The organism is Pseudomonas sp. D2002, from assembly GCF_013385735.1.
In the GTDB taxonomy this organism is placed as follows: domain Bacteria; phylum Pseudomonadota; class Gammaproteobacteria; order Pseudomonadales; family Pseudomonadaceae; genus Aquipseudomonas.
Map to the genome: position 1 here is coordinate 17,062 of NZ_JACAPL010000004.1, position 23,183 is coordinate 40,244.

Annotated in this window: 21 protein-coding genes; 10 read left to right on the forward strand and 11 right to left on the reverse strand. The window is 61.3% G+C overall.

The window, feature by feature from the left end:
• Nucleotide 1 precedes the first annotated feature (1 nt).
• Genes dapF through HX783_RS08960 form a run of 4 tightly spaced genes read left to right on the forward strand, consistent with a single transcriptional unit; the run spans nt 2 to nt 3,156 of the window.
• The gene (dapF, locus tag HX783_RS08945; RefSeq protein WP_159960918.1) at nt 2–832 is read left to right on the forward strand and encodes a diaminopimelate epimerase; all 831 of its coding nucleotides are present in this window, start codon (nt 2–4) and stop codon (nt 830–832) included.
• 13 nt (nt 833–845) lie between these two features.
• Nucleotides 846–1,562, forward strand: a complete 717-nt coding sequence (locus tag HX783_RS08950; protein WP_159960920.1) for a DUF484 family protein — start codon at nt 846–848, stop codon at nt 1,560–1,562.
• 2 nt (nt 1,563–1,564) lie between these two features.
• Nucleotides 1,565–2,464, forward strand: a complete 900-nt coding sequence (gene xerC / locus HX783_RS08955; protein ID WP_177016673.1) for a tyrosine recombinase XerC — start codon at nt 1,565–1,567, stop codon at nt 2,462–2,464.
• Complete coding sequence (locus tag HX783_RS08960; RefSeq protein ID WP_177016674.1) at nt 2,461–3,156, forward strand: HAD family hydrolase; 696 nt, start codon at nt 2,461–2,463, stop codon at nt 3,154–3,156. Before xerC ends, HX783_RS08960 begins: the two co-directional genes overlap by 4 nt.
• A gap of 206 nt (nt 3,157–3,362) precedes the next feature.
• Here the strand turns inward: HX783_RS08960 and sutA are convergent, their stop codons facing one another.
• The 4 genes from sutA to glnK form a co-directional block, all read right to left on the reverse strand.
• Entirely contained in the window at nt 3,363–3,692 is a 330-nt protein-coding gene (gene sutA / locus HX783_RS08965; RefSeq protein ID WP_159960926.1) for a transcriptional regulator SutA, read from the reverse strand.
• A 100-nt stretch (nt 3,693–3,792) separates the two neighbouring features.
• Nucleotides 3,793–4,218: a secondary thiamine-phosphate synthase enzyme YjbQ gene (locus tag HX783_RS08970; protein ID WP_159960928.1), complete on the reverse strand. Its 426-nt coding sequence runs from the start codon at nt 4,216–4,218 to the stop codon at nt 3,793–3,795.
• A gap of 210 nt (nt 4,219–4,428) precedes the next feature.
• Nucleotides 4,429–5,769: an ammonium transporter gene (locus HX783_RS08975; protein WP_053258635.1), complete on the reverse strand. Its 1,341-nt coding sequence runs from the start codon at nt 5,767–5,769 to the stop codon at nt 4,429–4,431.
• A gap of 35 nt (nt 5,770–5,804) precedes the next feature.
• Entirely contained in the window at nt 5,805–6,143 is a 339-nt protein-coding gene (gene glnK, locus HX783_RS08980; protein ID WP_002555808.1) for a P-II family nitrogen regulator, read from the reverse strand.
• A 422-nt stretch (nt 6,144–6,565) separates the two neighbouring features.
• On the opposite strand from glnK, the gene HX783_RS08985 reads away from it, so the two are divergent.
• Entirely contained in the window at nt 6,566–6,826 is a 261-nt protein-coding gene (locus HX783_RS08985; protein WP_177016675.1) for an accessory factor UbiK family protein, read from the forward strand.
• 225 nt (nt 6,827–7,051) lie between these two features.
• The gene (locus tag HX783_RS08990) at nt 7,052–8,548 is read left to right on the forward strand and encodes a YifB family Mg chelatase-like AAA ATPase (protein ID WP_177016676.1); all 1,497 of its coding nucleotides are present in this window, start codon (nt 7,052–7,054) and stop codon (nt 8,546–8,548) included.
• 241 nt (nt 8,549–8,789) lie between these two features.
• Here HX783_RS08990 and HX783_RS08995 read toward each other — a convergent pair whose 3' ends face one another.
• Nucleotides 8,790–9,368 carry a TetR/AcrR family transcriptional regulator gene (locus HX783_RS08995; protein ID WP_177016677.1) on the reverse strand — a complete coding sequence of 193 codons (579 nt, stop codon included), beginning with the start codon at nt 9,366–9,368 and terminating at the stop codon, nt 8,790–8,792.
• Nucleotides 9,369–9,480: 112 nt separating this feature from the next.
• Here HX783_RS08995 and HX783_RS09000 point away from each other — a divergent pair, with 112 nt between their 5' ends.
• A complete protein-coding gene (locus tag HX783_RS09000; RefSeq protein ID WP_159960966.1) occupies nt 9,481–10,395 on the forward strand; it encodes an ABC transporter six-transmembrane domain-containing protein in 915 nt (304 codons plus the stop codon).
• Between the two features lie 3 nt (nt 10,396–10,398).
• Here HX783_RS09000 and HX783_RS09005 read toward each other — a convergent pair whose 3' ends face one another.
• Together HX783_RS09005 and HX783_RS09010 are read right to left on the reverse strand one after the other, a co-directional pair.
• Nucleotides 10,399–12,375: a methyl-accepting chemotaxis protein gene (locus HX783_RS09005; RefSeq protein WP_159960968.1), complete on the reverse strand. Its 1,977-nt coding sequence runs from the start codon at nt 12,373–12,375 to the stop codon at nt 10,399–10,401.
• Between the two features lie 159 nt (nt 12,376–12,534).
• A complete protein-coding gene (locus tag HX783_RS09010) occupies nt 12,535–13,473 on the reverse strand; it encodes a LysR substrate-binding domain-containing protein (protein WP_159960970.1) in 939 nt (312 codons plus the stop codon).
• A 137-nt stretch (nt 13,474–13,610) separates the two neighbouring features.
• On the opposite strand from HX783_RS09010, the gene HX783_RS09015 reads away from it, so the two are divergent.
• Complete coding sequence (locus HX783_RS09015; RefSeq protein WP_177016678.1) at nt 13,611–15,014, forward strand: NorM family multidrug efflux MATE transporter; 1,404 nt, start codon at nt 13,611–13,613, stop codon at nt 15,012–15,014.
• Nucleotides 15,015–15,143: 129 nt separating this feature from the next.
• Here HX783_RS09015 and HX783_RS09020 read toward each other — a convergent pair whose 3' ends face one another.
• Nucleotides 15,144–16,808 (reverse strand): bifunctional diguanylate cyclase/phosphodiesterase, encoded by a 1,665-nt coding sequence (locus HX783_RS09020; RefSeq protein ID WP_159960974.1) that lies wholly within the window; start codon nt 16,806–16,808, stop codon nt 15,144–15,146.
• A 268-nt stretch (nt 16,809–17,076) separates the two neighbouring features.
• Here HX783_RS09020 and rep point away from each other — a divergent pair, with 268 nt between their 5' ends.
• Together rep and HX783_RS09030 are read left to right on the forward strand one after the other, a co-directional pair.
• Nucleotides 17,077–19,086 carry a DNA helicase Rep gene (gene rep, locus HX783_RS09025; protein ID WP_177016679.1) on the forward strand — a complete coding sequence of 670 codons (2,010 nt, stop codon included), beginning with the start codon at nt 17,077–17,079 and terminating at the stop codon, nt 19,084–19,086.
• Nucleotides 19,087–19,144: 58 nt separating this feature from the next.
• Nucleotides 19,145–19,717, forward strand: coding sequence for a xanthine phosphoribosyltransferase (locus HX783_RS09030; RefSeq protein WP_010207474.1), 573 nt, complete (start codon nt 19,145–19,147; stop codon nt 19,715–19,717).
• Nucleotides 19,718–19,866: 149 nt separating this feature from the next.
• On the opposite strand, the gene HX783_RS09035 is transcribed toward HX783_RS09030, so the two are convergent.
• The 3 genes from HX783_RS09035 to HX783_RS09045 form a co-directional block, all read right to left on the reverse strand.
• Nucleotides 19,867–21,789 carry an acetyl-CoA hydrolase/transferase C-terminal domain-containing protein gene (locus tag HX783_RS09035; RefSeq protein WP_159960978.1) on the reverse strand — a complete coding sequence of 641 codons (1,923 nt, stop codon included), beginning with the start codon at nt 21,787–21,789 and terminating at the stop codon, nt 19,867–19,869.
• Between the two features lie 133 nt (nt 21,790–21,922).
• Nucleotides 21,923–22,339: a cytochrome c5 family protein gene (locus HX783_RS09040; protein ID WP_099488297.1), complete on the reverse strand. Its 417-nt coding sequence runs from the start codon at nt 22,337–22,339 to the stop codon at nt 21,923–21,925.
• A gap of 182 nt (nt 22,340–22,521) precedes the next feature.
• Nucleotides 22,522–23,070 carry a cupin domain-containing protein gene (locus HX783_RS09045; RefSeq protein WP_017135864.1) on the reverse strand — a complete coding sequence of 183 codons (549 nt, stop codon included), beginning with the start codon at nt 23,068–23,070 and terminating at the stop codon, nt 22,522–22,524.
• Nucleotides 23,071–23,183: the final 113 nt, after the last annotated feature.

Sequence of the window (23,183 nt, forward strand, 5' to 3'; positions counted from 1 at the left end):
CATGCTGCTGCGTTTTACCAAGATGCACGGGCTGGGCAATGACTTTATGGTCCTCGACCTGGTCAGCCAGCACGCGCACATCCTGCCCAAGCACGCCAAACAGTGGGGCGACCGTCACACTGGCATCGGTTTTGACCAGTTGCTGATCGTCGAGGCGCCGAGCAACCCGGAGGTGGATTTCCGTTACCGGATCTTCAACTCCGATGGTTCCGAAGTGGAACAGTGCGGCAACGGTGCGCGCTGCTTCGCACGCTTTGTGCTGGACAAACGCCTGACCGCCAAACGCCAGATTCGCGTCGAAACCAAAAGCGGCGTGATCGAACTGGACATCCGCAGCGATGGCCAGATCAGCGTGAACATGGGCGCGCCACGCCTGGTGCCGGCGGATATTCCGTTCCAGGCCACCGAGCAGGCGACCCATTACGCGCTGGAGGTTGATGGCAAGACGGTGGATATCGCCGCCGTGTCGATGGGCAACCCCCACGCCGTTCTGCGGGTCAACGACATCAATAACGCGCCCGTGCATGAACTGGGGCCGAAAATCGAACATCACCCGCGCTTTCCGGCACGGGTCAATGTGGGCTTCCTGCAGGTGATCGACCGTACCCGCGCGCAACTGCGCGTGTGGGAACGCGGCGCCGGCGAAACCCAGGCCTGCGGCACCGGCGCTTGCGCTGCGGCCGTGGCCGCGATCAGCCAGGGGTGGATGGATTCGCCGCTGTTGATCGACCTGCCCGGTGGACGCTTGTCCATCGAATGGGCAGGCCCTGGCCACCCGGTGATGATGACCGGGCCGGCCTCGCGTGTATACGAAGGACAGGTCCGTCTATGAGTGAGCCAAGCTAATGACCGATAAGCCTCAAGTACCCGCCCAAGCAAACCCAAGCGAAAGTCTGGAGGCCGCTGCAGTCGCGGCGTACCTTGAGGCTAACCCGGACTTCTTCGTCGAACACGAAGAGCTGCTGCCGGCCCTGCGCATTCCCCACCAGCGCGGCGACACCGTGTCGCTGGTGGAGCGGCAGATGAAGATCCTGCGTGAGCGCAATATCGAAATGCGCCACAAGCTCTCGCACCTGATGGACGTCGCCCGCGACAATGACCGCCTGTTCGAGAAAACCCGTCGCCTGATTCTTACCCTGATGGACGCTACCAGCCTGGAAGAAACGGTGATCGCCGTGGAAGACAGCCTGCGCCAGGACTTCCAGGTGCCCTTTGTCAGCCTGATCCTGTTCAGCGACAACCCAATGCCGGTGGGTCGCTGGGTCAGCGGTGGCGAAGCGCAAACCGCGATTGGCGGCCTGCTCTCTGAAGGCAAGACCATCAGTGGCACCTTGCGCGAGCATGAGCTGGACTTCCTGTTTGGTGCCGAACAGCGCAAGCAGATCGGCTCGACTGCCGTGGTCGCCCTCAGCTATCAGGGCCTGCACGGCGTATTGGCGATCGCCAGCCGTGATCCGCAACACTACAAAAGCTCGGTGGGCACGCTGTTCCTGACCTACATCGCCGAAGTGCTCGGCCGGGTACTGCCGCGCTTCACCACCGCCCTGCGCGCGGTGCGCTAGCCATGGAACGGCAACTGAACGCTTACTGCGCTCACCTGCGCAACGAGCGCCAGGTGTCGCCCCACACGCTGGAAGCCTATCGACGGGACTTGAACAAGGTCCTGGCGTATTGCGAAAAACAACAGATCGCCAGCTGGAAAGCCCTGGATATCCAGAGCCTGCGCAGCTTGATCGCGCGGCTGCACCAGCAAGGCCAATCCTCGCGCAGCCTGTCGCGTCTGCTCTCGGCGGTGCGCGGCCTCTATCACTACTTGAACCGCGAAGGCCTGTGTGATCACGACCCGGCCAACGGCCTGTCCCCACCCAAAGGCGAGCGGCGGCTGCCCAAGACCCTCGACACCGATCGCGCCCTGCAATTGCTCGACGGCGCCGTCGAAGATGACTTCCTCGCGCACCGCGACCAGGCGATTCTTGAGCTGTTCTATTCCTCGGGCCTGCGCCTGTCGGAGCTGACGGGCCTGAACCTCGACCAACTGGACCTGGCGGACGGCCTGGTGCAAGTGCTCGGCAAGGGCAGCAAGACCCGCGTGTTGCCAGTCGGCCGCAAGGCGCGGGAAGCCTTGCAACTATGGCTGCCGCTGCGTCTGTTGACCAACCCCGCAGACGATGCGGTGTTTGTCAGCCAGCAAGGCCGGCGCCTCGGGCCACGGGCGATTCAGGTGCGGGTCAAGCTCGCCGGTGAACGCGAGCTGGGGCAGAACCTGCACCCACATATGCTGCGACACTCTTTTGCCAGCCATATGTTGGAATCGTCCCAGGACCTGCGCGCGGTGCAGGAACTGCTCGGCCACTCCGACATCAAGACCACGCAGATCTACACCCACCTCGACTTCCAACACCTGGCGACGGTGTACGACAGCGCCCATCCACGGGCCAAACGCATCAAGGGCGGCGACTCATGAGTATCAAGCTGATCACCTTCGACCTGGACGACACACTCTGGGACAACGTACCCGTCATCATCGGCGCCGAAGCGTCAATGCGCGAGTGGCTGGCGATCAACGCCACCAAAGTCGGCGAATTGCCCCTGGAGCATTTCGCCCGCCTGCGCCAGCAGGTGCTGGAGCGCCATCCCGAGCTCAAATACCGCATCAGCACCCTGCGCCATCGGGTGTTGATGCACGCGTTTGAAGAGGCCGGTTATCCACAGCCTGAAGCCACGGACATGGCAGATGTGTGCTACGAAGCGTTTATTCATGCGCGGCACCAACTCACGCCATTTCCCGAAGCCGAGCCGATGTTGCAGGCGCTGCGCCAGCACTTCTTGCTGGGGGTGATCACCAACGGTAATGCCGATGTGCAGCGCGTCGGCCTGGCGGACTATTTCCACTTTGCCCTGCGCGCCGAAGATATCGGCATCGCCAAGCCGGATGCGCGGTTGTTTCAAGAAGCGTTGCAACGCGGTGGCGTGGACGCCAGTCAGGCGGTGCATATCGGCGATCACCCCGGTGATGACATCGCCGGGGCGCAGCAGGCGGGGCTGCGTGCGGTGTGGTTTAACCCGACGGGTAAGGCGTGGGAGGCGGATAAGCGCCCGGATGCGGAAATTCGTAACCTGGCGGAGCTGCCAGCGCTGCTGCGTAGCTGGAACTGACGCTATAGCCGCAACACTGAAGATCAAAATGTGGGAGCGGGCTTGCTCGCGAATACGGTCTGTCAGTGACTGGTGTGGTGACTGATACACCGCATTCGCGAGCAAGCCCGCTCCCACATTTGACCAGTAGTGGCCGGTAGAATTGTTACAGCCATGAAAAAGCCCGCAGCGACGGCGGGCTTTTTCTTACAAGCGAACTGCTGACCTTAGATAGGACGGCTGCCGTACTTGTTATCCGGCTTCTTCGGCGGGTCTGCCACCACGTTGGCCTCGACTTCCTGCACTTTGCCGCCTTTAGCGAGGAATTCTTCCATCGCACGGGCCAGCGCATCGCGCTCTTTGTTCTTGGCTTCAACGCTCGGCAGCTCGTCTACCGATACAGCGGCCTTGGCTTTGCCTTTGGCGGCTTTGGCGGGCGCGTCATCGCTGATTTCGTCGCCATCGTCAGCAACGTCTTCAACGGCCGCTTCAAGACCCTCTTCGGTCTCGTCGTCGCCTACTTCAAGTTCGTCGTTTTCCAGATCATCGTCGCTCATGTTCTACCTCATGACTTGCGAAAAGCAGATTAGTTATAGCCCAGCTTCACCCTCTGTCGAGTTTGCCGGAAAAAATCACATCCACAGGATTACCCGTGGCTTATGCCCCATCACCGTGCAAGGTGGCGAGGACTTTACGAGCACCGCCATGATCACGGTGCTCGCCCAGATAAACACCTTGCCAGGTCCCCATCGCCAAGCGGCCGGCCTTGACCGGCAAACTCAGCTGGCAGCCCAGGAGACTGGCCTTGAAGTGCGCCGGCAGATCATCCGGACCTTCGTCGTTGTGTTCATATCCCGCCATGCCTTGCGGCACCAGCGCATTGAAAAAACGCTCGAAGTCACGGCGAACCGCCGGGTCGGCATTCTCGTTGACGGTCAACGAGGCCGAGGTGTGCTGCAGCCACAAATGCAACAAGCCCACGCGACAAGCCTTCAATTCAGGCAAGCCGGCGAGCAACTCATCCGTTACCAGGTGAAAGCCCCGGGGCTTGGCCCGCAGGGTTATCAGGGTCTGTTGCCACATACAGTTCTCCGCCCATCGGCGCGCATTCTAGCGCGCTCAGGGAAAAAACAAAGTACCGAATACGCCTACATGCATGTAAGACTTTTGCACGCTGAAAAGTACCGTGTGCGCGCCATCACAAACTCTGCGTAAAAACCGGTACAGGTCCTATCACTGACAAACGCCAGGCAAAAAAATGCCCGGCAAGCCGGGCATCTTTTTTTCGCGTACTTACAAGTTGTAGCCGCGTTCGTTGTGTTGCGCCAGGTCGAGGCCCACGGCCTCTTCTTCGTCGGTAACCCGCAGGCCCATGACTGCATCCAGCACCTTGAGGATGATGAAGGTCACGATAGCCGTGTAGATCACGGTGAAACCGACGCCTTTGCACTGGATCCAGACTTGCGCCGCGATGTCAGTGGTGGCTGCGTTGAAGCCGCCCAGGGAAGGCGCAGCGAACACGCCGGTCAGGATCGCGCCGAGGATACCGCCGATACCGTGCACGCCGAAGGCGTCCAGGGAGTCGTCGTAGCCCAGTTTGCGTTTCAGGGTAGTGGCGCAGAAGAAGCACACCACGCCCGCCGCCAGGCCGATGACCAGGGCGCCCATTGGGCCCACGGTGCCGGCAGCCGGGGTGATTGCCACCAGGCCAGCAACTACGCCCGAGGCGATGCCCAGTGCGCTTGGCTTACCGTGGGTGACCCACTCGGCGAACATCCAGCCCAGCGCCGCAGCAGCGGTAGCGATCTGGGTGACCAGCATCGCCATACCGGCAGTGCCGTTGGCCGCAGCCGCGGAACCGGCGTTGAAGCCGAACCAGCCGACCCACAGCATGGCCGCACCGACCAGGGTGTAACCCAGGTTGTGAGGTGCCATCGGGGTGGTTGGGAAACCTTTACGCTTGCCGAGTACCAGGCACGCCACCAGGCCGGCCACACCGGCGTTGATGTGCACCACGGTGCCGCCGGCGAAGTCCAGCACGCCCCAGTCACCCAGCAGCGAACCCGGACCGCCCCACACCATGTGCGCAATCGGTGCGTAGACCAGGGTGAACCAGACGCCCATGAAGATCAGCATCGCGGAGAACTTCATACGCTCGGCGAAAGCACCGACGATCAGCGCAGGAGTAATGATGGCGAACGTCATCTGGAAGGTGACGAACACCGCCTCAGGGAACAGCGCCGCAGGGCCGGTGATGCTCGCCGGGGTCACACCCGACAGGAACAGTTTGGACAGGCCGCCCACGAACGAGTTGAGGTTGACGACGCCTGCTTCCATACCGGTGGTGTCGAACGCCATGCTGTAGCCGTAAACGAACCACAAGATAGTGATCAAGCCGGTGATGGCGAAGCACTGCATCATCACGGAAAGAATGTTTTTGGAGCGAACCATGCCGCCGTAGAACAGCGCCAGGCCCGGAATAGTCATGAACAGCACCAGCGCGGTGGACGTGAGCATCCACGCGGTGTCGCCGGAATTGAGGACTGGAGCAGGGGCTGGGTCCGCCGCCAATGCCAAGGCTGGCATTACGAGGGACAACAGGGCTCCTAGCCCTGCGAATTTACGCAGAGTCATATTGTTTTCTCCTGGGGCGTTGGGGGTTTGGCGGCTTAGATTGCGTCGGTATCGGTTTCGCCGGTACGGATGCGAATAGCCTGTTCCAGATTGACCACGAAGATCTTGCCGTCACCGATCTTGCCGGTGTTGGCCGCCTTGGTTATCGCCTCGATAACCCGGTCAAGATCCTTGTCGTCAATGGCGACATCAATCTTCACCTTCGGCAGGAAATCGACCACGTATTCCGCGCCGCGATACAGCTCGGTGTGACCCTTCTGCCGACCGAAGCCTTTGACCTCAGTAACGGTAATGCCCTGCACGCCGATCTCGGACAACGACTCGCGTACATCGTCCAACTTGAACGGCTTGATGATGGCAGTGACTAGCTTCATGAAAACTCTCTCCCGAATTGGTGGACTTGCCCCAGGAAAACAAACCCGTCTCAAGTCTAAGCGCAGTGCCTGGCTTTGTAACGCGTCGTCGCCTCGGCATTTACCGTTGCGACGCCAGCGAACCACTGGTGACGAAACCTGTACCCCTGATCCGTCGGCGCACTGCATTCGTCACAGCGACTGCATCAGTGCATGGGTCATGATCGTCTAAGCAGAAACCTTGCCAGCTCCGTAAAAATCACTGAAATCAGTCCTTTGCCCACTTATGCCCACCTGCGGGGCGAATTGGCGGCCGCAATGCGCACAAAAACAGTGCGCAGCCGCCCGGCCCTCTGCGCGAAAAGCGTGCGCTCACGGCCGTGAAAATGACTATAGACGCTGCGTGATACACTGCCGGCCAACAGTTTTCCGGAATGTTTCCCATGCTCGCGCCCAAAGACCTCCTCGACGCCCTGAGCGGCCACGCCTCTCGCCTGTTCAGCGGCGACACCCCGCTGCCCCGCAACGAAATCGAAAGCCAGTTCAAGGCGCTGCTGCAAAGCGGCTTCAGCAAACTCGACCTGGTCAGCCGGGAAGAGTTTGATAGCCAGATGGTGGTGCTGGCCCGTACGCGTGCACGGTTGGAGAGTTTGGAGGCGAAAGTCGCCGAGCTGGAAGCGCGCCTGACGCCCAGCGCTGAGTGACTGTCACAACTCGCTAAAAATGTGGGAGCGGGCTTGCTCGCGAATGCGGTCTATCAGTGACTGATGTGCTGACTGATACACCGCATTCGCGAGCAAGCCCGCTCCCACATTTGCTCGGCGTTGTTCTTTGGATACGTTCTGTAAAACCTCCCCCGCCTCGCTCTTCCCCACCTCGTCTACCCTTGAAAAACCCGCAGGAAGCGGCCTCTCTTTCAAGGAACGAGCATGTCCCTCGCCATCGTCCACAGCCGCGCCCAAATTGGCGTCGAAGCCCCTGCCGTCACCGTTGAAGTGCATATGGCCAATGGTCTGCCGTCCCTGACACTGGTGGGCCTGCCGGAAACCGCCGTCAAGGAAAGCAAGGACCGCGTGCGCAGCGCCATCCTCAACTCTGCGCTGCAATACCCGGCACGCCGCATCACCCTCAACCTCGCGCCCGCCGACCTGCCCAAGGACGGCGGGCGTTTTGATTTGGCGATTGCCTTGGGGATTCTCGCCGCCAGCGTGCAGGTGCCGGCGTTGATGCTCGATGACGTGGAATGCTTGGGGGAATTAGCGCTGTCCGGCGAAGTACGCGCAGTGAAAGGTGTATTGCCGGCAGCCCTGGCGGCACGCAAGGCTGGACGCACCGTGATAGTGCCTCGCGCAAATGCCGAGGAGGCGTGCCTGGCGTCGGGGTTGAAGGTGATTGCGGTGGACCACTTGCTGCAAGTGGTGGCGCACCTGAATGGGGTTGTGCCGATTGAGCCGTATAAATCTGATGGTTTGCTGTACTTGAACAAGCCTTACCCGGACTTGAGTGAGGTGCAAGGCCAACTGGCCGCCAAACGCGCGCTGCTGATTGCGGCAGCGGGTGCGCATAACCTGCTGTTCAGCGGGCCGCCCGGCACCGGCAAGACCTTGCTCGCCAGCCGCCTGCCTGGTTTGCTGCCGCCGCTGAGTGAACAGGAAGCCCTGGAAGTGGCGGCGATTCAGTCGGTGGTCAGCCTCGCACCGCTGAGCCATTGGCCGCACCGCCCGTTTCGTCAGCCGCACCATTCGGCGTCGGGGCCGGCGTTGGTGGGCGGCGGTTCGAAACCGCAGCCGGGGGAAATCACCCTCGCCCACCATGGCGTGCTGTTTCTGGATGAGTTGCCGGAGTTTGATCGCAAGGTGCTGGAGGTGCTGCGTGAGCCGCTCGAATCCGGGCACATCGTGATTTCCCGTGCGCGTGACCGGGTGAGTTTCCCGGCACGCTTTCAACTGGTCGCGGCCATGAACCCCTGCCCTTGCGGCTATTTAGGCGAGCCGAGTGGGCGCTGTCGGTGCACGCCGGAGCAGATTCAGCGCTATCGCAACAAACTCTCGGGCCCGCTGCTGGACCGGATCGACCTGCACCTCACCGTCGCGCGGGAAACCACGGCACTTAACCCGACCCAACAGGCCGGGGATAACACGGCGAAGGCCTCGGCGCAGGTGGCCGACGCCCGCGAGCGCCAGCAAAAGCGCCAGGGCTGCGCGAATGCCTTTCTGGATTTGCCAGGGTTACGCAAACACTGCCAGCTGGCGAAAGCCGATGAAGGCTGGCTGGAAAGCGCCTGCGAGCGGCTGACGCTGTCGCTGCGAGCAGCTCATCGTTTGCTCAAGGTAGCGCGCACATTGGCCGACCTTGAACGGGTTGAAAACATCGCTCGGCATCACTTGGCGGAGGCGTTGCAGTACCGGCCTGCGTCGGTGGGCTAGCCTGAAAACCCCGAAACCTATGGCCAGTGGGCTTTCATGACGACCGGGTTTGTCGCGGCGAGCGGGCTTGTCGTGGCGAGCGGGCTTGCCCCGCGTTGGAGTGCGGAGCGCTCCCAGTCCAACCGCCGCGGTTCTACTGATAAACCCGGTCGCCAGGTCCAGGGGCTGCTGCGCAGCCCAACGCGGGGCAAGCCCGCTCGCCACGGAGGAATATGCTGGCCGCCAAAAGTGGTGTGGCGGCCTATGCGGGAAAGTCCAGCAACAGCCTCGCCACTTCCATCACTTCATCCAACGCCGCTTCTGCCGATTCAGTTGACGGCTTGAGCATCAGGTCATCGGCATACCCCATCGCCAACGCGAAAATCTGCCGGGCAGCGCGTTGGGGAGAATCGCTTCGAAAAACCCCTTCAGCAACACCCTGCTCAATCACCTCGGCGAGCATGCCTTGCCACTGGGCATTGATCACCAGGTACGCCTCGGCCATTTGCGGGTCGTGCATCGCCTCGTCCCAGGCATCCAGCCACAGCGCCCAGCCGGCGTCGGCGGTGCACGGCAGGCAGTCGCGCAAGAACCCCACCAGCGCCTCCAGCGGCGGCACGCCCACCAGCGGCGCGCGTACTTCCTCCAGCTGTTCATTGGCAAAGCGCACAAAGGCTTCGCGGCGCAGTTCATTCCAGTCACTGAAGTAGTGGTAGACGTGGCTGCGCGACAGGCCGGCGTGTTCGGCCAAGTCGCGGGTGGACACATCGGCAAAGCCCTTGCTGCGAAACAGCTCCAGGGCGGCGGCGATGATCTGGTCTTTACGGTCGATACGCGACATGGGCAATTCCTTCGGGCGCCGGTAGATGAGCGGCGCTTGCTTTTGAGCGATCGCTCAAGAATACTTGAGCAGTCGCTCAATAATAGCGTCTATCACTCCTTTGGTGCACCCCATGTCATCCGTCACCCCGCAAATTCTGATCGAAGAAAGCAAGAAAATCGGCCAGCAATCCGCCAGCCAGACTCTCAAGGCGATCGCCCGCGCGTATCCCGGCAAGCTGTTTTGCACACTGTCGTTGGTCGCGCTGGAGAACGCACTGCTGTTGGCGTATCCGCTGTTTGCCGGGTTCGCAGTGGACTCGATCATCCGCGGCGATGCCGGCAGCGCCTTGTTCTACGCCGCCGTGGTCTTGGCATTCTGGGTCGTCGGGGCCGCACGCCGAGCGCTGGACACGCGCACCTTCACACGTATTTACGCCGACCTCGCGGTGCCGGTGATCCTCAACCAGCGCCTGCAAAACCACAGCACCTCACGGGCGGCGGCGCGTGTGGTGTTGGCGCGGGACTTTGTCGACTTCTTCGAAAAACACGTGCCGATCATCGCTACGGCGCTGGTGTCCATCGTCGGTGCGGCAGTGATGTTGTTGGTGATCGAACCGTGGATCGGCCTGGCGTGCCTGACGGCGTTGCTGTTGTGCACCACCTTGCTGCCACGCTTTGCCCGGCGTAACCAGCAGTTGCACGAGCGCTTGAATGACCGTCTGGAGAAGGAAATCGGCCTGGTGGAAAAAGTCGGCGCGCAGACCTTGCAGCGTCACTACCAAGTGCTGTCGCGCCTGCGCATCTGGCTCTCCGACCGCGAGGCCGCCGCGTTCCTGTTTATCGGTACGCTGGCAGCCTTGCTGTTTGTGGTCGCGATCAGCCAGTTGGCGTTGTCGCCGGCGGTCAAGGCCGGCCATGTGTACGCGGTGATGACCTACCTGTGGACCTTCGTCAGCAGCCTGGACGAAGCACCGGGCATGGTCGATCAACTGGCGCGCCTGAAGGACATCGGCAAACGCGTAGACCCAGGCCTGGGCGAGCGCTAAGCCTCAACGAAAGCGGTCCACCTCATGGCGCAAGCCGGCCGCCAGGGTTTCCAATTCCTTGGCGGTAACGGCCAGGTTGGACACCACTTCACGCTGCTCGCTGTTGGCCAGGGCAATGCTCTGCAGGTTGCTGCTGAGCAAGGTCGCGGTGCTGCTCTGCTCCTGGGTCGCCGTGGTGATCGCGGCAAATTGCTGACCGGCCGAGCGGCTCTGCTCGTCGATCCGCGCCAGCGCCGAGGCCACGTCGGCATTACGCGACAGGCCTTCCTGCATCAACACATTGCCCTGCTCCATGGTGCTGATGGCGTTGCCGGTTTCCTGCTGAATGCTCTGGATCATCCCGGAGATTTCATCGGTGGCCTGGCGCGTACGCGACGCCAGGTTGCGCACTTCGTCGGCGACCACGGCAAAACCACGGCCTTGTTCACCGGCACGGGCGGCTTCAATAGCGGCGTTGAGCGCCAGCAAGTTGGTCTGTTCGGCAATCGAGGTGATCACGCCGACGATCCCGCCGATTTCCTGGGAGCGCTGCCCCAAGGTATTGATCACGGTGGCCGTGCTGTTCAGGGCCGCCGCGATATGTTCCAGCGACGACGACGCCTCTTGCATCGAGGTGCGACCGATGCGGGTCTGCTGGGCGTTCTCCTGGGCAAGGCGCTCGGTATTGCCCATGTTGTCGGCGATGTTCAGCGAGGTGGCGCTGAATTCTTCCACCGCGCCGGCCATGCTGGTGATCTCGCCGGACTGCTGCTCCATGCCTTCATAGGCACCGCCAGACAAGCCGGACAAAGCCTGGGCACGGCTGTTGACGTCTTCCGCGGCTTTGCGGATGTGCGAGACCATCGTCGACAGCGCCTCACCCATCTGGTTGAAGCTGCGCGCCAGTTGACCGATTTCGTCATGGCTGGACACATTCAAGCGCGCGCTCAAATCACCCGCGCCCAAGGCTTCGGCCTGGCGCACCAAGTCACTCAGCGGCTGCAACTTGCTGCGCAGCAGCCAAACCGCCGCGCCCACCGCCAGCAACATCGCCAGCATGCTGCCGATCACCAGGCGAATCCCCACAGCCCAGGTGACTGCGCGGATCTCGGACTTCGGCATGCTCGCCACCACCGACCATGGGCCGCCTTCAAACGGCACCGAGACGCTGTAGAAATCTTCGTTCTTGTCGCTCCAGAAGCGGCCTTCGCCGGGTTTTTTCGCCAGGTCGAGCATCACCGGAATCGCCTGATCCAACGCCTGCACGCCCGCGGGAGGCACCAGCCAGTGTTTCTGTTCATCCAGCAACGCCAGGGAACCGGTCTGGCCGATACGGAAGCGTTTGAGGTTGTCGAACTGGGCTTTCTGCTCATCGGTGTAATCAAAGCCGATAAACAACACGGCGATCACTTTGCCGCTGGCATCACGCACCGGGCTGTATTGGGTCATGTAGGAACGATCGAACAACACCGCCCGCCCGATGTAATTCTGCCCGGCCAACAGGCGCTGATAGGCCGGATGCTGGTGATCGAGCACCGTACCGATGGCACGGTTGCCGTCCTGCTTGGTCAGGGAGGTGCTGATGCGGATGAAGTCTTCGCCGCTGCGCACAAACACCGTGGCCACGCCACCGGACATCTGCTTGAACTCATCGACTTCATCGAAGTTGTTGTTCAGCACATCATCGCCCAGCAGCAGGCTCGGGGTCTGCACGCCGGCCACGGTGACCGGTTGATCTGCACGCACACTCAACCCGGCGACGAAGCGTTTTTCAAACAGCCCGCTCAAACGCTGGGTACTTTCGCGCAAGGTGCTGTGGAAGGTGTTGAGTTGGTCGGCGAGCAAGCGCGCCTCGCTGGCCAGGTGTTCCTCGCGCGTGTCGAGGTTGGCGGAGTCGAGGGAACGCAGGGCGAAAACCGTACTGCCGCTGATGACGACAGCCAGAATAACGGCGAGTGCGAGACCTAATTGTGAGGCGATCCGAGCGCGCGGTTGGGACATGACAGCTCCTGGCCGAGGCCAGGATCATCCTGATCTCATAGCGCTGCTCGGCGAATTATCTAGTGGGAAACGTTGGCGCACGATAGTTCCAACACACCTTATTCGGCGGGCGCGGGCAATACTTGAGCGATTCACAGGGGTATCGCGCAAACGATTGCATTAACGGCCCGCCGCGTGCCAGTCGAGGCGCTCGACCTGAGGCAATTCCATGGCCTTGACCTCACCTTGGAGAAACTCCGCCAAACGGCGCAGACGCTCGCCACCGGGGCGGGTTTTTGGCCACACCAGGTAGTAGTTTTCCCCACTGGCCACCGCCGTCGGCCACGGCAGGCTCAGCCGGCCCTGGGCCACGTCTTCGGCGACCATCAGCAGGTCGCCCATGGACACGCCATAACCCCGCGCGGCGGCGATCATGCCCAGTTCAAGCGTATCGAACACCTGCCCGCCCTTGAGCGACACCTGGGACGACAACCCCATGCGCTCCAGCCAATTGCGCCAGTCGCGGCGGTCGGGGGTGGGGTGCAGCAATTCGGCGGACGCCAACCGCGTGACGTCCCAAGGCCCGTCTTCCAGCAAGTTCGGCGCACCCACCGGGATCAGCAATTCGGGGAACAGGTAGCTGGCTTCCCAGTCCGCCGGGAAATGCCCGTAACTCAACAACACCGCGCAATCGAACGGTTCCTGATTGAAGTCGACTTCATCCACGCTCATCCATGCACTGGTCAGTTGCACTTCGTTACCCGGCTGCAACGCCCGGAAGCGGCTGAGCCGCGCCAGCAACCAGCGCATGGTCAAGGTGGACGGCGCCTTCATGCGCAGGATGTCGTCTTCGGCATTCAGGGTATGGCAGGCCCGCTCAAGCGCGGCGAAACCCTCACGCACGCCGGGCAGTAACAGGCGCGCCGCTTCGGTAAGTTGCAGGTTGCGGCCGCTGCGCTGGAACAGGCGGCAGGCGAAATGCTCTTCGAGTGTACGGATGTGCCGGCTGACGGCACTTTGCGTAATCGACAGCTCCTCCGCCGCCCGGGTAAAGGAGTTGTGCCGCGAAGCCGCCTCGAATGCGCGCAAGGCATACAGCGGAGGGAGACGACGTGACATGGATGGCATTCCTACAGAGCGATGCTTAACCCTAGCATGAGTTTTAATCATGCGAACGATCGCTTTTATCCTTTTGTGTAATGCGTCGAGAGCGCCGAGAATCAACCCTTCCCCAACCCTCTGACTTTCTGAGCGTGATGATCATGCAGCATCCGGTGCGTACTGAACTCTGGGCCATTCTGCGGCTGTCGGGGCCGTTGATTGCCTCACAGTTGGCGCACATGTTGATGGTGCTGACCGACACCCTGATGATGGCCCGCCTGAGCCCCGAAGCCCTCGCCGGTGGCGGCTTGGGCGCGGCGAGCTATTCGTTCGTGGCGATTTTCTGCATTGGCGTGATTGCCGCCGTCGGCACCCTCGTGGCCATCCGGCATGGCGCGGGCGACATTGAAGGCGCCACCCGCCTGACCCAAGCCGGGCTTTGGCTGGCCTGGCTGATGGCCTTGGTCGCGGGCTTGCTGCTGTGGAACCTCAAGCCCGTGCTGTTGATGTTCGGCCAGACCGAAACCAACGTGCACGCGGCGGGGCAATTCCTGACCATCCTGCCATTCGCCCTGCCCGGCTACCTGAGCTTCATGGCCTTGCGCGGTTTTACCAGCGCCATCGGCAAGGCCACCCCGGTGATGGTGATCAGCCTGTGCGGCACCGTGCTCAACTACGTCCTCAACCACGCGCTGATCGAGGGCATGTTCGGCCTGCCCAAACTCGGCTTGATGGGCATCGGCCTGGTCACCGCGATCGTCGCCAACTGCATGGCCCTGGCGCTGATGTGGTACATCCGCAGCAACCGCGCATACGCGGCCTACCCGCTAAGCAACGGCCTGCTGCGCCTCAACACCCAATACCTGCGCGAGCTGTGGCGCCTGGGCCTGCCAATTGGCGGCACCTATGCAGTGGAAGTCGGCTTGTTTGCCTTCGCAGCGCTGTGCATGGGCACCATGGGCAGTACGCAGTTGGCGGCGCATCAGATTGCCCTGCAGATTGTCTCGGTGGCCTTTATGGTGCCGGCGGGGATGTCGTACGCGATCACCATGCGCATCGGCCAGCATTACGGCGCCGGGCAGTTGCTGGCGGCGCGCATGGCCGGGCGAGTCGGTATCGGCTTTGGCGCGGCGGTGATGCTGGGGTTTGCGGCGGTGTTGTGGCTGTTTTCCGATGCGCTGATCGGGCTGTTCCTCGACCACAACGACCCGGCCTTCCACGACGTCATCGTGCTGGCCGTCAGCCTGCTGGCCGTGGCCGCATGGTTTGAACTGTTCGACGGCGTGCAGACCATCGCCATGGGCTGCATTCGTGGGCTGAAAGACGCCAAGACGACCTTTCTGGTCGGGCTGGGCTGCTACTGGCTGATCGGCGCGCCGGCGGCGTGGCTGATGGCGTTCACCTTGGGCTGGGGGCCGACCGGTGTGTGGTGGGGCTTGGCGCTGGGGCTGGCGTGTGCGGCCGTGAGTTTGACCTGGGCGTTTGAGGCGAAGATGAAAAGGATGATTCGGCGGGAGCCGGAAATTCGGCCTGCATTTCATGCCGCACAGACAGAGTAAAAGCCTTACTCGATCAACATGTGGGAGCGGGCTTACTCGCGAATGCGGTGGTTCAGCCGATAGATTCGGAGACTGACACTCCGTATTCGCGAGCAAGCCCGCTCCCACAGTTTTTATTGGGTTCGCAATTCAACCCAGCAGCGCCTGCTGGCTTTTGCCGAATGTCAGGTACTCCACCAACTCCGCCAACGGTAACGGCTTGCTGATCAAATAACCCTGCGCCTGATCGCAACCAAACAACCGCAACAGCGCCAGTTGCTCAGGCGTTTCCACACCTTCAGCCACCACTTCCAGGTTGAGGTTGTGGGCCAGGTTGATCATCGCGTGCACCAGCTTGCGGTTTTCTTCGCGCTCTTCCATGCCGCCGACGAAGCTCTTGTCGATCTTCAACAAGGCAATCGGCAGGCTGTTGAGGTGCACGAACGAGGAAAAACCGGTGCCGAAGTCGTCCAGGGAAAACCGCACACCCAGGCGGCCGAGGGCGTCCATGGTCTGCTTGACCAGGTCACTGCGGCGCATCACGGCGGTTTCGGTCAATTCGAACTCCAGCCACTGCGCCTCCACGCCGCGCTCGGCAATCAGCCGGCTAAGTGTCGAGAGCAACTGGCTGTCCTGGAACTGGCGAAACGATAGGTTGACCGCCATGTGCAGCGGCGGCAGGCCGCGTTCGCGCAAGTCTTGCATGTCGCGCAGGGCGCGGGAGATTACCCAGTAACCCAGCGGCACAATCAGGCCGCTCTGTTCGGCCAGCGGTACGAATTCGCTGGGCGGCAGCAGGCCGCGTTCGCCGTGGCGCCAGCGCACCAAGGCTTCCAGGCCGACGATATGCCCGTCGTCCAGGTCCAGGCGCGGCTGGTAATGCAGTTCCAACTCATCACGGCGCAACGCGCGGCGCAGTTCACTTTCCAGGTCGGCCAGGCTGCGCGCGTTGCGGTTGATGCGTTCGTTGAAGATATGAAAGGTGCAGCCTTGGGTGCTTTTGGCTTGCTGCATGGCGATGTGTGCGTGCCACATCAACGGGTCGGCGCCGGCGCGTGCGCGGGCATGTGCCACGCCCAGGCTGCAGCCGATCAGCAGGCTTTCGCCATCCACCCAATAGGGTTCGGCCATGGCTTCAGTGATGCGTTCGGCCATCCATTCGGCGCGTTGCGGCGCACGGCGGGTGTCAATCAGCAGGGCGAATTCGTCGCTGCCCAGGCGTGCCAGTTGGTCGCCCGCTTCAAGCTGGCTCTTGAGGCGCGAGACCACTTGCAGGATCAGCCGGTCGCCGGCCTGGTGGCCTAACGCGTCGTTGGCATGCCGGAAGTTGTCGAGGTCGAGATGGCCGAGGGCCAGGCCACGGCCTTCGTTTTCGGCCAGGCGCGCCGTCAGCAAGGTCTGAAACCCTTGGCGGTTGGCGATGCCGGTGAGCGGGTCTTGTTCGGCCAGGCGCTGCAAGGTGGTTTCCAGCACGCCGCGCTCGCGGACATGGCGCAAGCAACGGCGCAATGTATCGGCATCCAGAACATCAAGGATCAACCAATCGCTCACACCGAGCGGCGAAACCAGCGGTTCCTGCTCCAACAGCAATACGCACGGCAGGTTGCAGCGGCCAGGGCCGGGTTGCAGGCTGGGCGTGGTCAATAACACGGCACTGTGGTCGTCATCGAACAGACGACTCACCGAGTCCCAGTTGGGCGCACTGATCAGCACAGCCCCTTCGCCCATCGGCGCCAGGCACTCGCGCAACAACGCTGCCCACGCTGGCTCATCGGCCAGTAGCAGCAAACGCAAGGGTTCGACAGGCGTAGACAAGCTAGCTCCCTAGACTCTGCAAAAGTGTGTTGGCGGCGGGCATTATGACGCGCGGCCTGATAATCACCAATGATAAGGGTTATCAAATACGCTGGCTGTAAGGATTAGTCGCAACCTTAGCCCTAAAAGCCTCCCACATCCTGCGGCAAAGTATCAAAAGCGGCAAATTTAGATCGAGTGGTACGTCACACTGTCGTTCTGTGAGAGCAGAATCCTGCGAGCCTGTTAAAATGCCCGCCCTTTTGAACAACGACTCCCTGAATTCTGTATGTCCCGACTCAATCCCCGGCAGCAAGAAGCCGTGAACTACGTCGGCGGCCCTCTATTGGTGCTCGCCGGTGCTGGCTCCGGCAAGACCAGCGTGATCACCCGCAAGATCGCGCACCTGATCCAGAACTGCGGCATCCGCGCCCAGTACATCGTCGCCATGACCTTTACCAACAAGGCGGCGCGCGAGATGAAAGAGCGTGTCGGCACGCTGCTCAAAGGCGGCGAAGGCCGTGGGCTCACGGTGTGTACATTCCACAACCTGGGCCTGAATATCATCCGCAAGGAGCATGCGCGGCTGGGCTACAAGCCGGGTTTCTCGATCTTCGACGAAACCGATGTGAAGTCGCTGATGACCGACATCATGCAAAAGGAATACGCAGGCGACGACGGCGTGGATGAGATCAAGAACATGATCGGCGCCTGGAAAAACGACCTGATCCTGCCGCCCCAGGCCCTGGAAAACGCGCGTAACCCCAAGGAACAGACCGCGGCCATCGTCTACACCCACTACCAGCGCACGCTCAAGGCGTTCAACGCGGTGGACTTCGACGACCTGATCCTGCTGCCGGTGAAGCTGTTCGAGGACCATGCCGACATCCTCGAAAAATGGCAGAACAAGGTCCGCTACCTGCTGGTGGACGAATACCAGGACACCAACGCCAGCCAATACCTGCTGGTGAAAATGCTGATCGGCACGCGCAACCAGTTCACCGTGGTCGGCGACGACGACCAGTCGATCTACGCCTGGCGCGGCGCCCGCCCGGAAAACCTGATGCTGCTCAAGGACGACTACCCGTCCCTGAAAGTGGTGATGCTGGAGCAGAACTACCGCTCCACCAGCCGCATCCTGCGTTGCGCCAACGTGCTCATCTCCAACAACCCCCACGAGTTCGAAAAACAACTGTGGAGTGAGATGGGTCACGGCGATGAAATCCGCGTGATCCGCTGCCGCAACGAAGACGCCGAAGCCGAGCGCGTGGCCGTGGAAATCCTCAGCCTGCACTTGCGCACCGACCGCCCGTACAGCGACTTTGCGATCCTGTATCGCGGCAACTACCAGGCCAAGCTGATCGAGTTGAAACTGCAGCACCACCAGGTGCCGTATCGCCTGTCCGGCGGCAACAGCTTTTTCGGACGCCAGGAAGTAAAAGACCTGATGGCCTACTTCCGCCTGATCGTGAACCCGGACGACGACAACGCCTTCCTGCGCGTGATCAACGTGCCGCGCCGGGAAATCGGCTCCACGACCCTGGAAAAACTCGGCAACTACGCCACCGAACGCAAGATCTCGATGTACGCCGCCACCGATGAAATCGGCCTGGGCGAGCATCTGGACACTCGCTTTACCGACCGCCTGTCGCGCTTCAAGCGCTTCATGGACAAGGTGCGCGAGCAGTGCGCCGGCGAAGACCCGATCAGTGCCCTGCGTAGCATGGTCATGGACATCGACTATGAAAACTGGCTGCGCACCAACAGTTCCAGCGACAAAGCCGCGGATTACCGCATGGGCAACGTCTGGTTCCTGATCGAAGCGCTGAAAAACACCCTGGAAAAAGACGAAGACGGCGAGATGACCGTCGAAGACGCCATCGGCAAGCTGGTGCTGCGCGACATGCTCGAGCGCCAGCAGGAAGAGGAAGACGGCGCCGAAGGTGTGCAAATGATGACCTTGCATGCTTCCAAGGGCCTGGAATTCCCCTACGTGTTCATCATGGGCATGGAAGAGGAAATCCTCCCGCACCGTTCCAGCATCGAAGCCGACACCATCGAGGAAGAACGGCGTCTGGCCTACGTGGGCATTACCCGCGCGCGTCAGACGCTGGCCTTCACCTTTGCCGCCAAGCGCAAGCAATACGGCGAAATCATCGATTGTGCCCCCAGCCGGTTCCTCGACGAGCTACCGCCGGACGATTTGGCCTGGGAAGGCAATGACGACACACCGACCGAGGTGAAGGCCGTTCGCGGCAACACCGCCTTGGCGGATATACGCGCGATGTTAAAGCGCTAGAATCGACTACTTTTTAATCTACTTTCGGCGCACACCGCGCCATTAGAGGAAGCTTTCCGTGGAAGCACTGCACAAGAAAATTCGCGAAGAAGGCATCGTGCTTTCCGATCAGGTACTCAAGGTCGACGCTTTTCTGAACCACCAGATCGACCCGGCGCTGATGAAACTGATCGGCGACGAATTCGCCGCGCTGTTCAAGGACTCGGGCATCACCAAGATCGTCACCATCGAAGCATCGGGCATTGCGCCGGCGATCATGACCGGCCTGAACCTCGGCGTGCCGGTGATCTTCGCGCGCAAACAGCAATCCCTGACGCTGACCGAAAACCTGCTGTCGGCGACGGTGTATTCCTTCACCAAGAAAGTCGAAAGCACTGTGGCGATCTCGCCGCGCCACCTGACCAGCAGCGACCGCGTGCTGGTGATCGATGACTTCCTGGCCAACGGCAAAGCCTCCCAGGCGCTGATCTCGATCATCAAGCAAGCGGGCGCAACCGTTGCCGGTTTGGGGATTGTGATCGAGAAATCGTTCCAGGGCGGCCGTGCCGAGCTGGACGCGCAGGGTTATCGGGTTGAGTCGCTGGCGCGGGTGAAGTCGTTGGCGGGTGGTGTGGTGACGTTCATCGAGTAATTTGCAGCACTGCAAATCACATGTGAACAGAGATCAAAATGTGGGAGCGGGCTTGCTCGCGAAAGCGGTGTAACAGTCAATATATCAGTCGACTGATACACCGCATTCGCGAGCAAGCCCGCTCCCACATTTGGTTTTGTGTGGGGCGGTTAGTGCGCGGTGGCCTGCAGGCCCGCGAGCAATAAGCGCTGATACAGATCCTCTTTCAACCCCTCCGGCTTATCCAGGCGCATCCGCTCCAGGTGCTTGGGAAACGCCTCCGGCTCCGGTGCATCCAGGGCTGCTTTGCCCAGCTCCAGAATCTCGGTCAGCTTGAATTTGCTCTTGAGCCAGTTCAGCGCTCGTAACAGATCCCTTTCCTCATCCGTGAAATCAGTGCCCAGCGGATACTCCGGGAACAACCGGTGATGCCGCGCCTGAATGGCCTTGAGCCGCTGCGGCGTATTGTCGGCAAAGCGCGGGTCCAGTTGGAAATCCTTGGGCAGCTTGCCAGCCTTTTGCGCTTGTTCGATCAAGTCATTCTGGAAGCGCGAGTCGGTGATATTCAGCAGCGCCTCGATCACCTTCGCATCCGTCTGCCCACGCAAATCGGCAATCCCGTACTCGGTGATGACGATATCGCGCAGGTGCCGTGGGATGGTGCAGTGCCCGTACTCCCAGACGATATTGGAACTGACCTCGCCCGCCGACTCGCGCCAGCTGCGCAGGATCAGGATCGAACGCGCGCCTTCCAGCGCGTGGCCCTGAGCGACGAAGTTGTACTGCCCGCCGACACCACTGAGCACACGCCCATCTTCCAACTGGTCCGCCACGCCCGCGCCGAGCAACGTCACGGTGATCGCACTGTTGATAAACCGCGCATCCAGGCGCTGCAAACGTTTGAGTTCTTCCTGGCCGTACAGCTCGTTGATGTAACTGATGCGGGTCATGTTGAATTCAAGGCGCTTGGTGTGAGTCATTTCCTGCAAGCGCTGGTAAAAACTGCGCGGTCCGAGGAAGAAACCGCCATGGATCGACACGCCATCGGGCTGCGCGGCGTCGTCCAGAGTGCCGGCGTTGGCCTGCGCCTGGGTCGCCACATCCGGGTAGACCTTGCGGCGGATGATGCCGGCGTCGGCCAACACCAGCAGGCCGTTGACGAACATCTCACTGCAGCCATACAGGCCACGGGCAAAGGGCGCGACGCCGCCTTCGTGGCTGATTAAGGGCGCCCACTGATACACGTCGAGGTCGGTGAGTAACAGGCGATAGGCTTCGTTGTCTGCCTGGCGCGCCAGCAAGGCGGCGGTCAGCGCATCGCCCATCGAACCAATACCGATCTGCAAGGTGCCGCCATCGCGCACCAGGGTGCTGGCGTGCAGGCCGATAAAATGGTCCTGGAAACCCACGGGCATGTTCGGCGTGGAGAACAGCGTGGTGCTGTCCTTTGCGTCGATCAGGTAATCGAACGCGTCCATGCCCAACTCGGCGTCACCTGGCATGTAGGGCAAATCGGCGTGAACCTGGCCTACGACCAGGATGGTTTCCCCGGCCTCGCGGCGCTTCTCGATCATCGGCAGCAGGTCGAGGGTGATGTCGGGGTTGCAGCTCAGGCTCAGGCGATCCGGATGTTCCGTACTGCTGGCCACCAGCTGCGCCACCAGATTAAGGCCCGCAGCGTTGATGTCGCGGGCGGCGTGGCTGTAGTTGCTGCTGACGTAATCCTGCTGCGCCGACGCGCTGTGGAGCAGGCTGCCGGGCTGCATGAAGAACTGCTGTACGCGGATATTCGCGGGCAGGCTGTCTGTGTGCAGGTCGGCAAGGAAATCCAGCTCGGGATAATCACCGAATACGCGCTCGATAAAAGGCTCGAGGAAGCGTTTCTGCAAACCATCGCCCATCGTCGGGCGGCCCAGGGCCAGCGCGGTATAGATCGTCAGCGCCCGCTCCGGCAACTTGGCGATGCGCCGGTACAGCGCGTTGACGAACAGGTTGGGCTTGCCCAAACCCAGGGGCATGCCCATGTGGATATGCGCGGGCAAGCGCGCCAGTACGTCGTCAACTGCTTGCTCGATTGAACACAACTGCACCATCCGACCCTCCTGAACATTCCATGATTAGGGGTTGGACCGAGCTTGCCGGGTCTTTGCTGCAATGAACAGCGATGAAGTACAAATCGCGGGCACAAAAAAGCCGCTGGGCAGCGGCTTTTTGGCGAAGATCGGTTTATTTAAGCCCCGACATCTTCTCGATCGCACCTTTTAGCTCAGCATCCGAGCAGTCGGCGCAGGTGCCTTTTGGCGGCATGGCGTTGAGGCCGGTGATCGCCTTGGCCAGCAGGCCGTCGAGGCCGCCCTGGTGATCGGCGCGGTCTTTCCAGGCAGCGGTGTCACCGATTTTCGGTGCGCCCAGCAGGCCGGTGCCGTGGCATGCGTTGCAGTGTTTGGCGATTACGTCGTCCGGCGTTTTTGCACCGCCGCCGCCGCCCGCTGCCACTGCAACTTCCATCCCTTTGCATTCTTGGCCCTGAACACAGACCTGGCCAACAGGCTCCAGGCGCTTGGCAATTTCATCATTGGTCGCAGCTTGAGCGCTGACAGCCCATAGGGCCAGTACGGTTGCTGGTGCAGCCAGCATTTTCATAATTAGGTTCACGCGTTCACCCTCAATGGTGGCTATTCACGCCTGCGGCCACGGTTTCGCAGGCGGCGAAAGTATAACGGTTAGCCCGACCGGCCGAAACAACCCTATTAACTAAAGGGAGATTCGGCCGTGCGGAATACAGCTGCGGGAGTGTCTGCAACGCTGGCAGCACGCCTCTTCTGTCAAAAGTTCGCGGGTGTGGCTGCGCTGATTAGTCGCGCCGGCACGTCGAACGGGTTGCGAAAACGATGCGGCTTGGTGCTTTCAAAGTAGTAGCTATCGCCGGCTTCGAGCACAAAAGTTTCAAGACCGACCACCAATTCCAGTCGGCCTTCCACCAGAATCCCGGTTTCCTCGCCTTCGTGGGTGAGCATTTCTTCGCCGGTATCAGCGCCCGGCGGGTAGATCTCGTTGAGAAACGCAATCGCCCGGCTCGGGTGCGCGCGGCCCACCAGTTTCATGGTGACGGCGCCGTCCGAGATGTCGATCAGCTCATTGGCTTTATAGACGATCTGCGTCGGTTTTTCCTGGAGGATCTCCTCGGAAAAGAACTCGACCATGGACATGGGGATGCCGCCCAGCACCTTGCGCAAGGAGCTGATCGAGGGGCTGACACTGTTTTTTTCGATCATCGAAATGGTGCTGTTGGTGACACCCGCGCGCTTGGCGAGCTCACGCTGGGAAAGACCCTTCAGTTTACGGATGGATTGCAGTCGTTCGCCGACGTCCAATGCAGGAGCCTCCTAGGATTCAGGCTTTGTTGTAATTGAGCGTTATCATGGCGACAGCGTTCAGTATTTACAACACTTGGGCCTAAATCCCGGCCGGCTCCACTCGTAGGCGG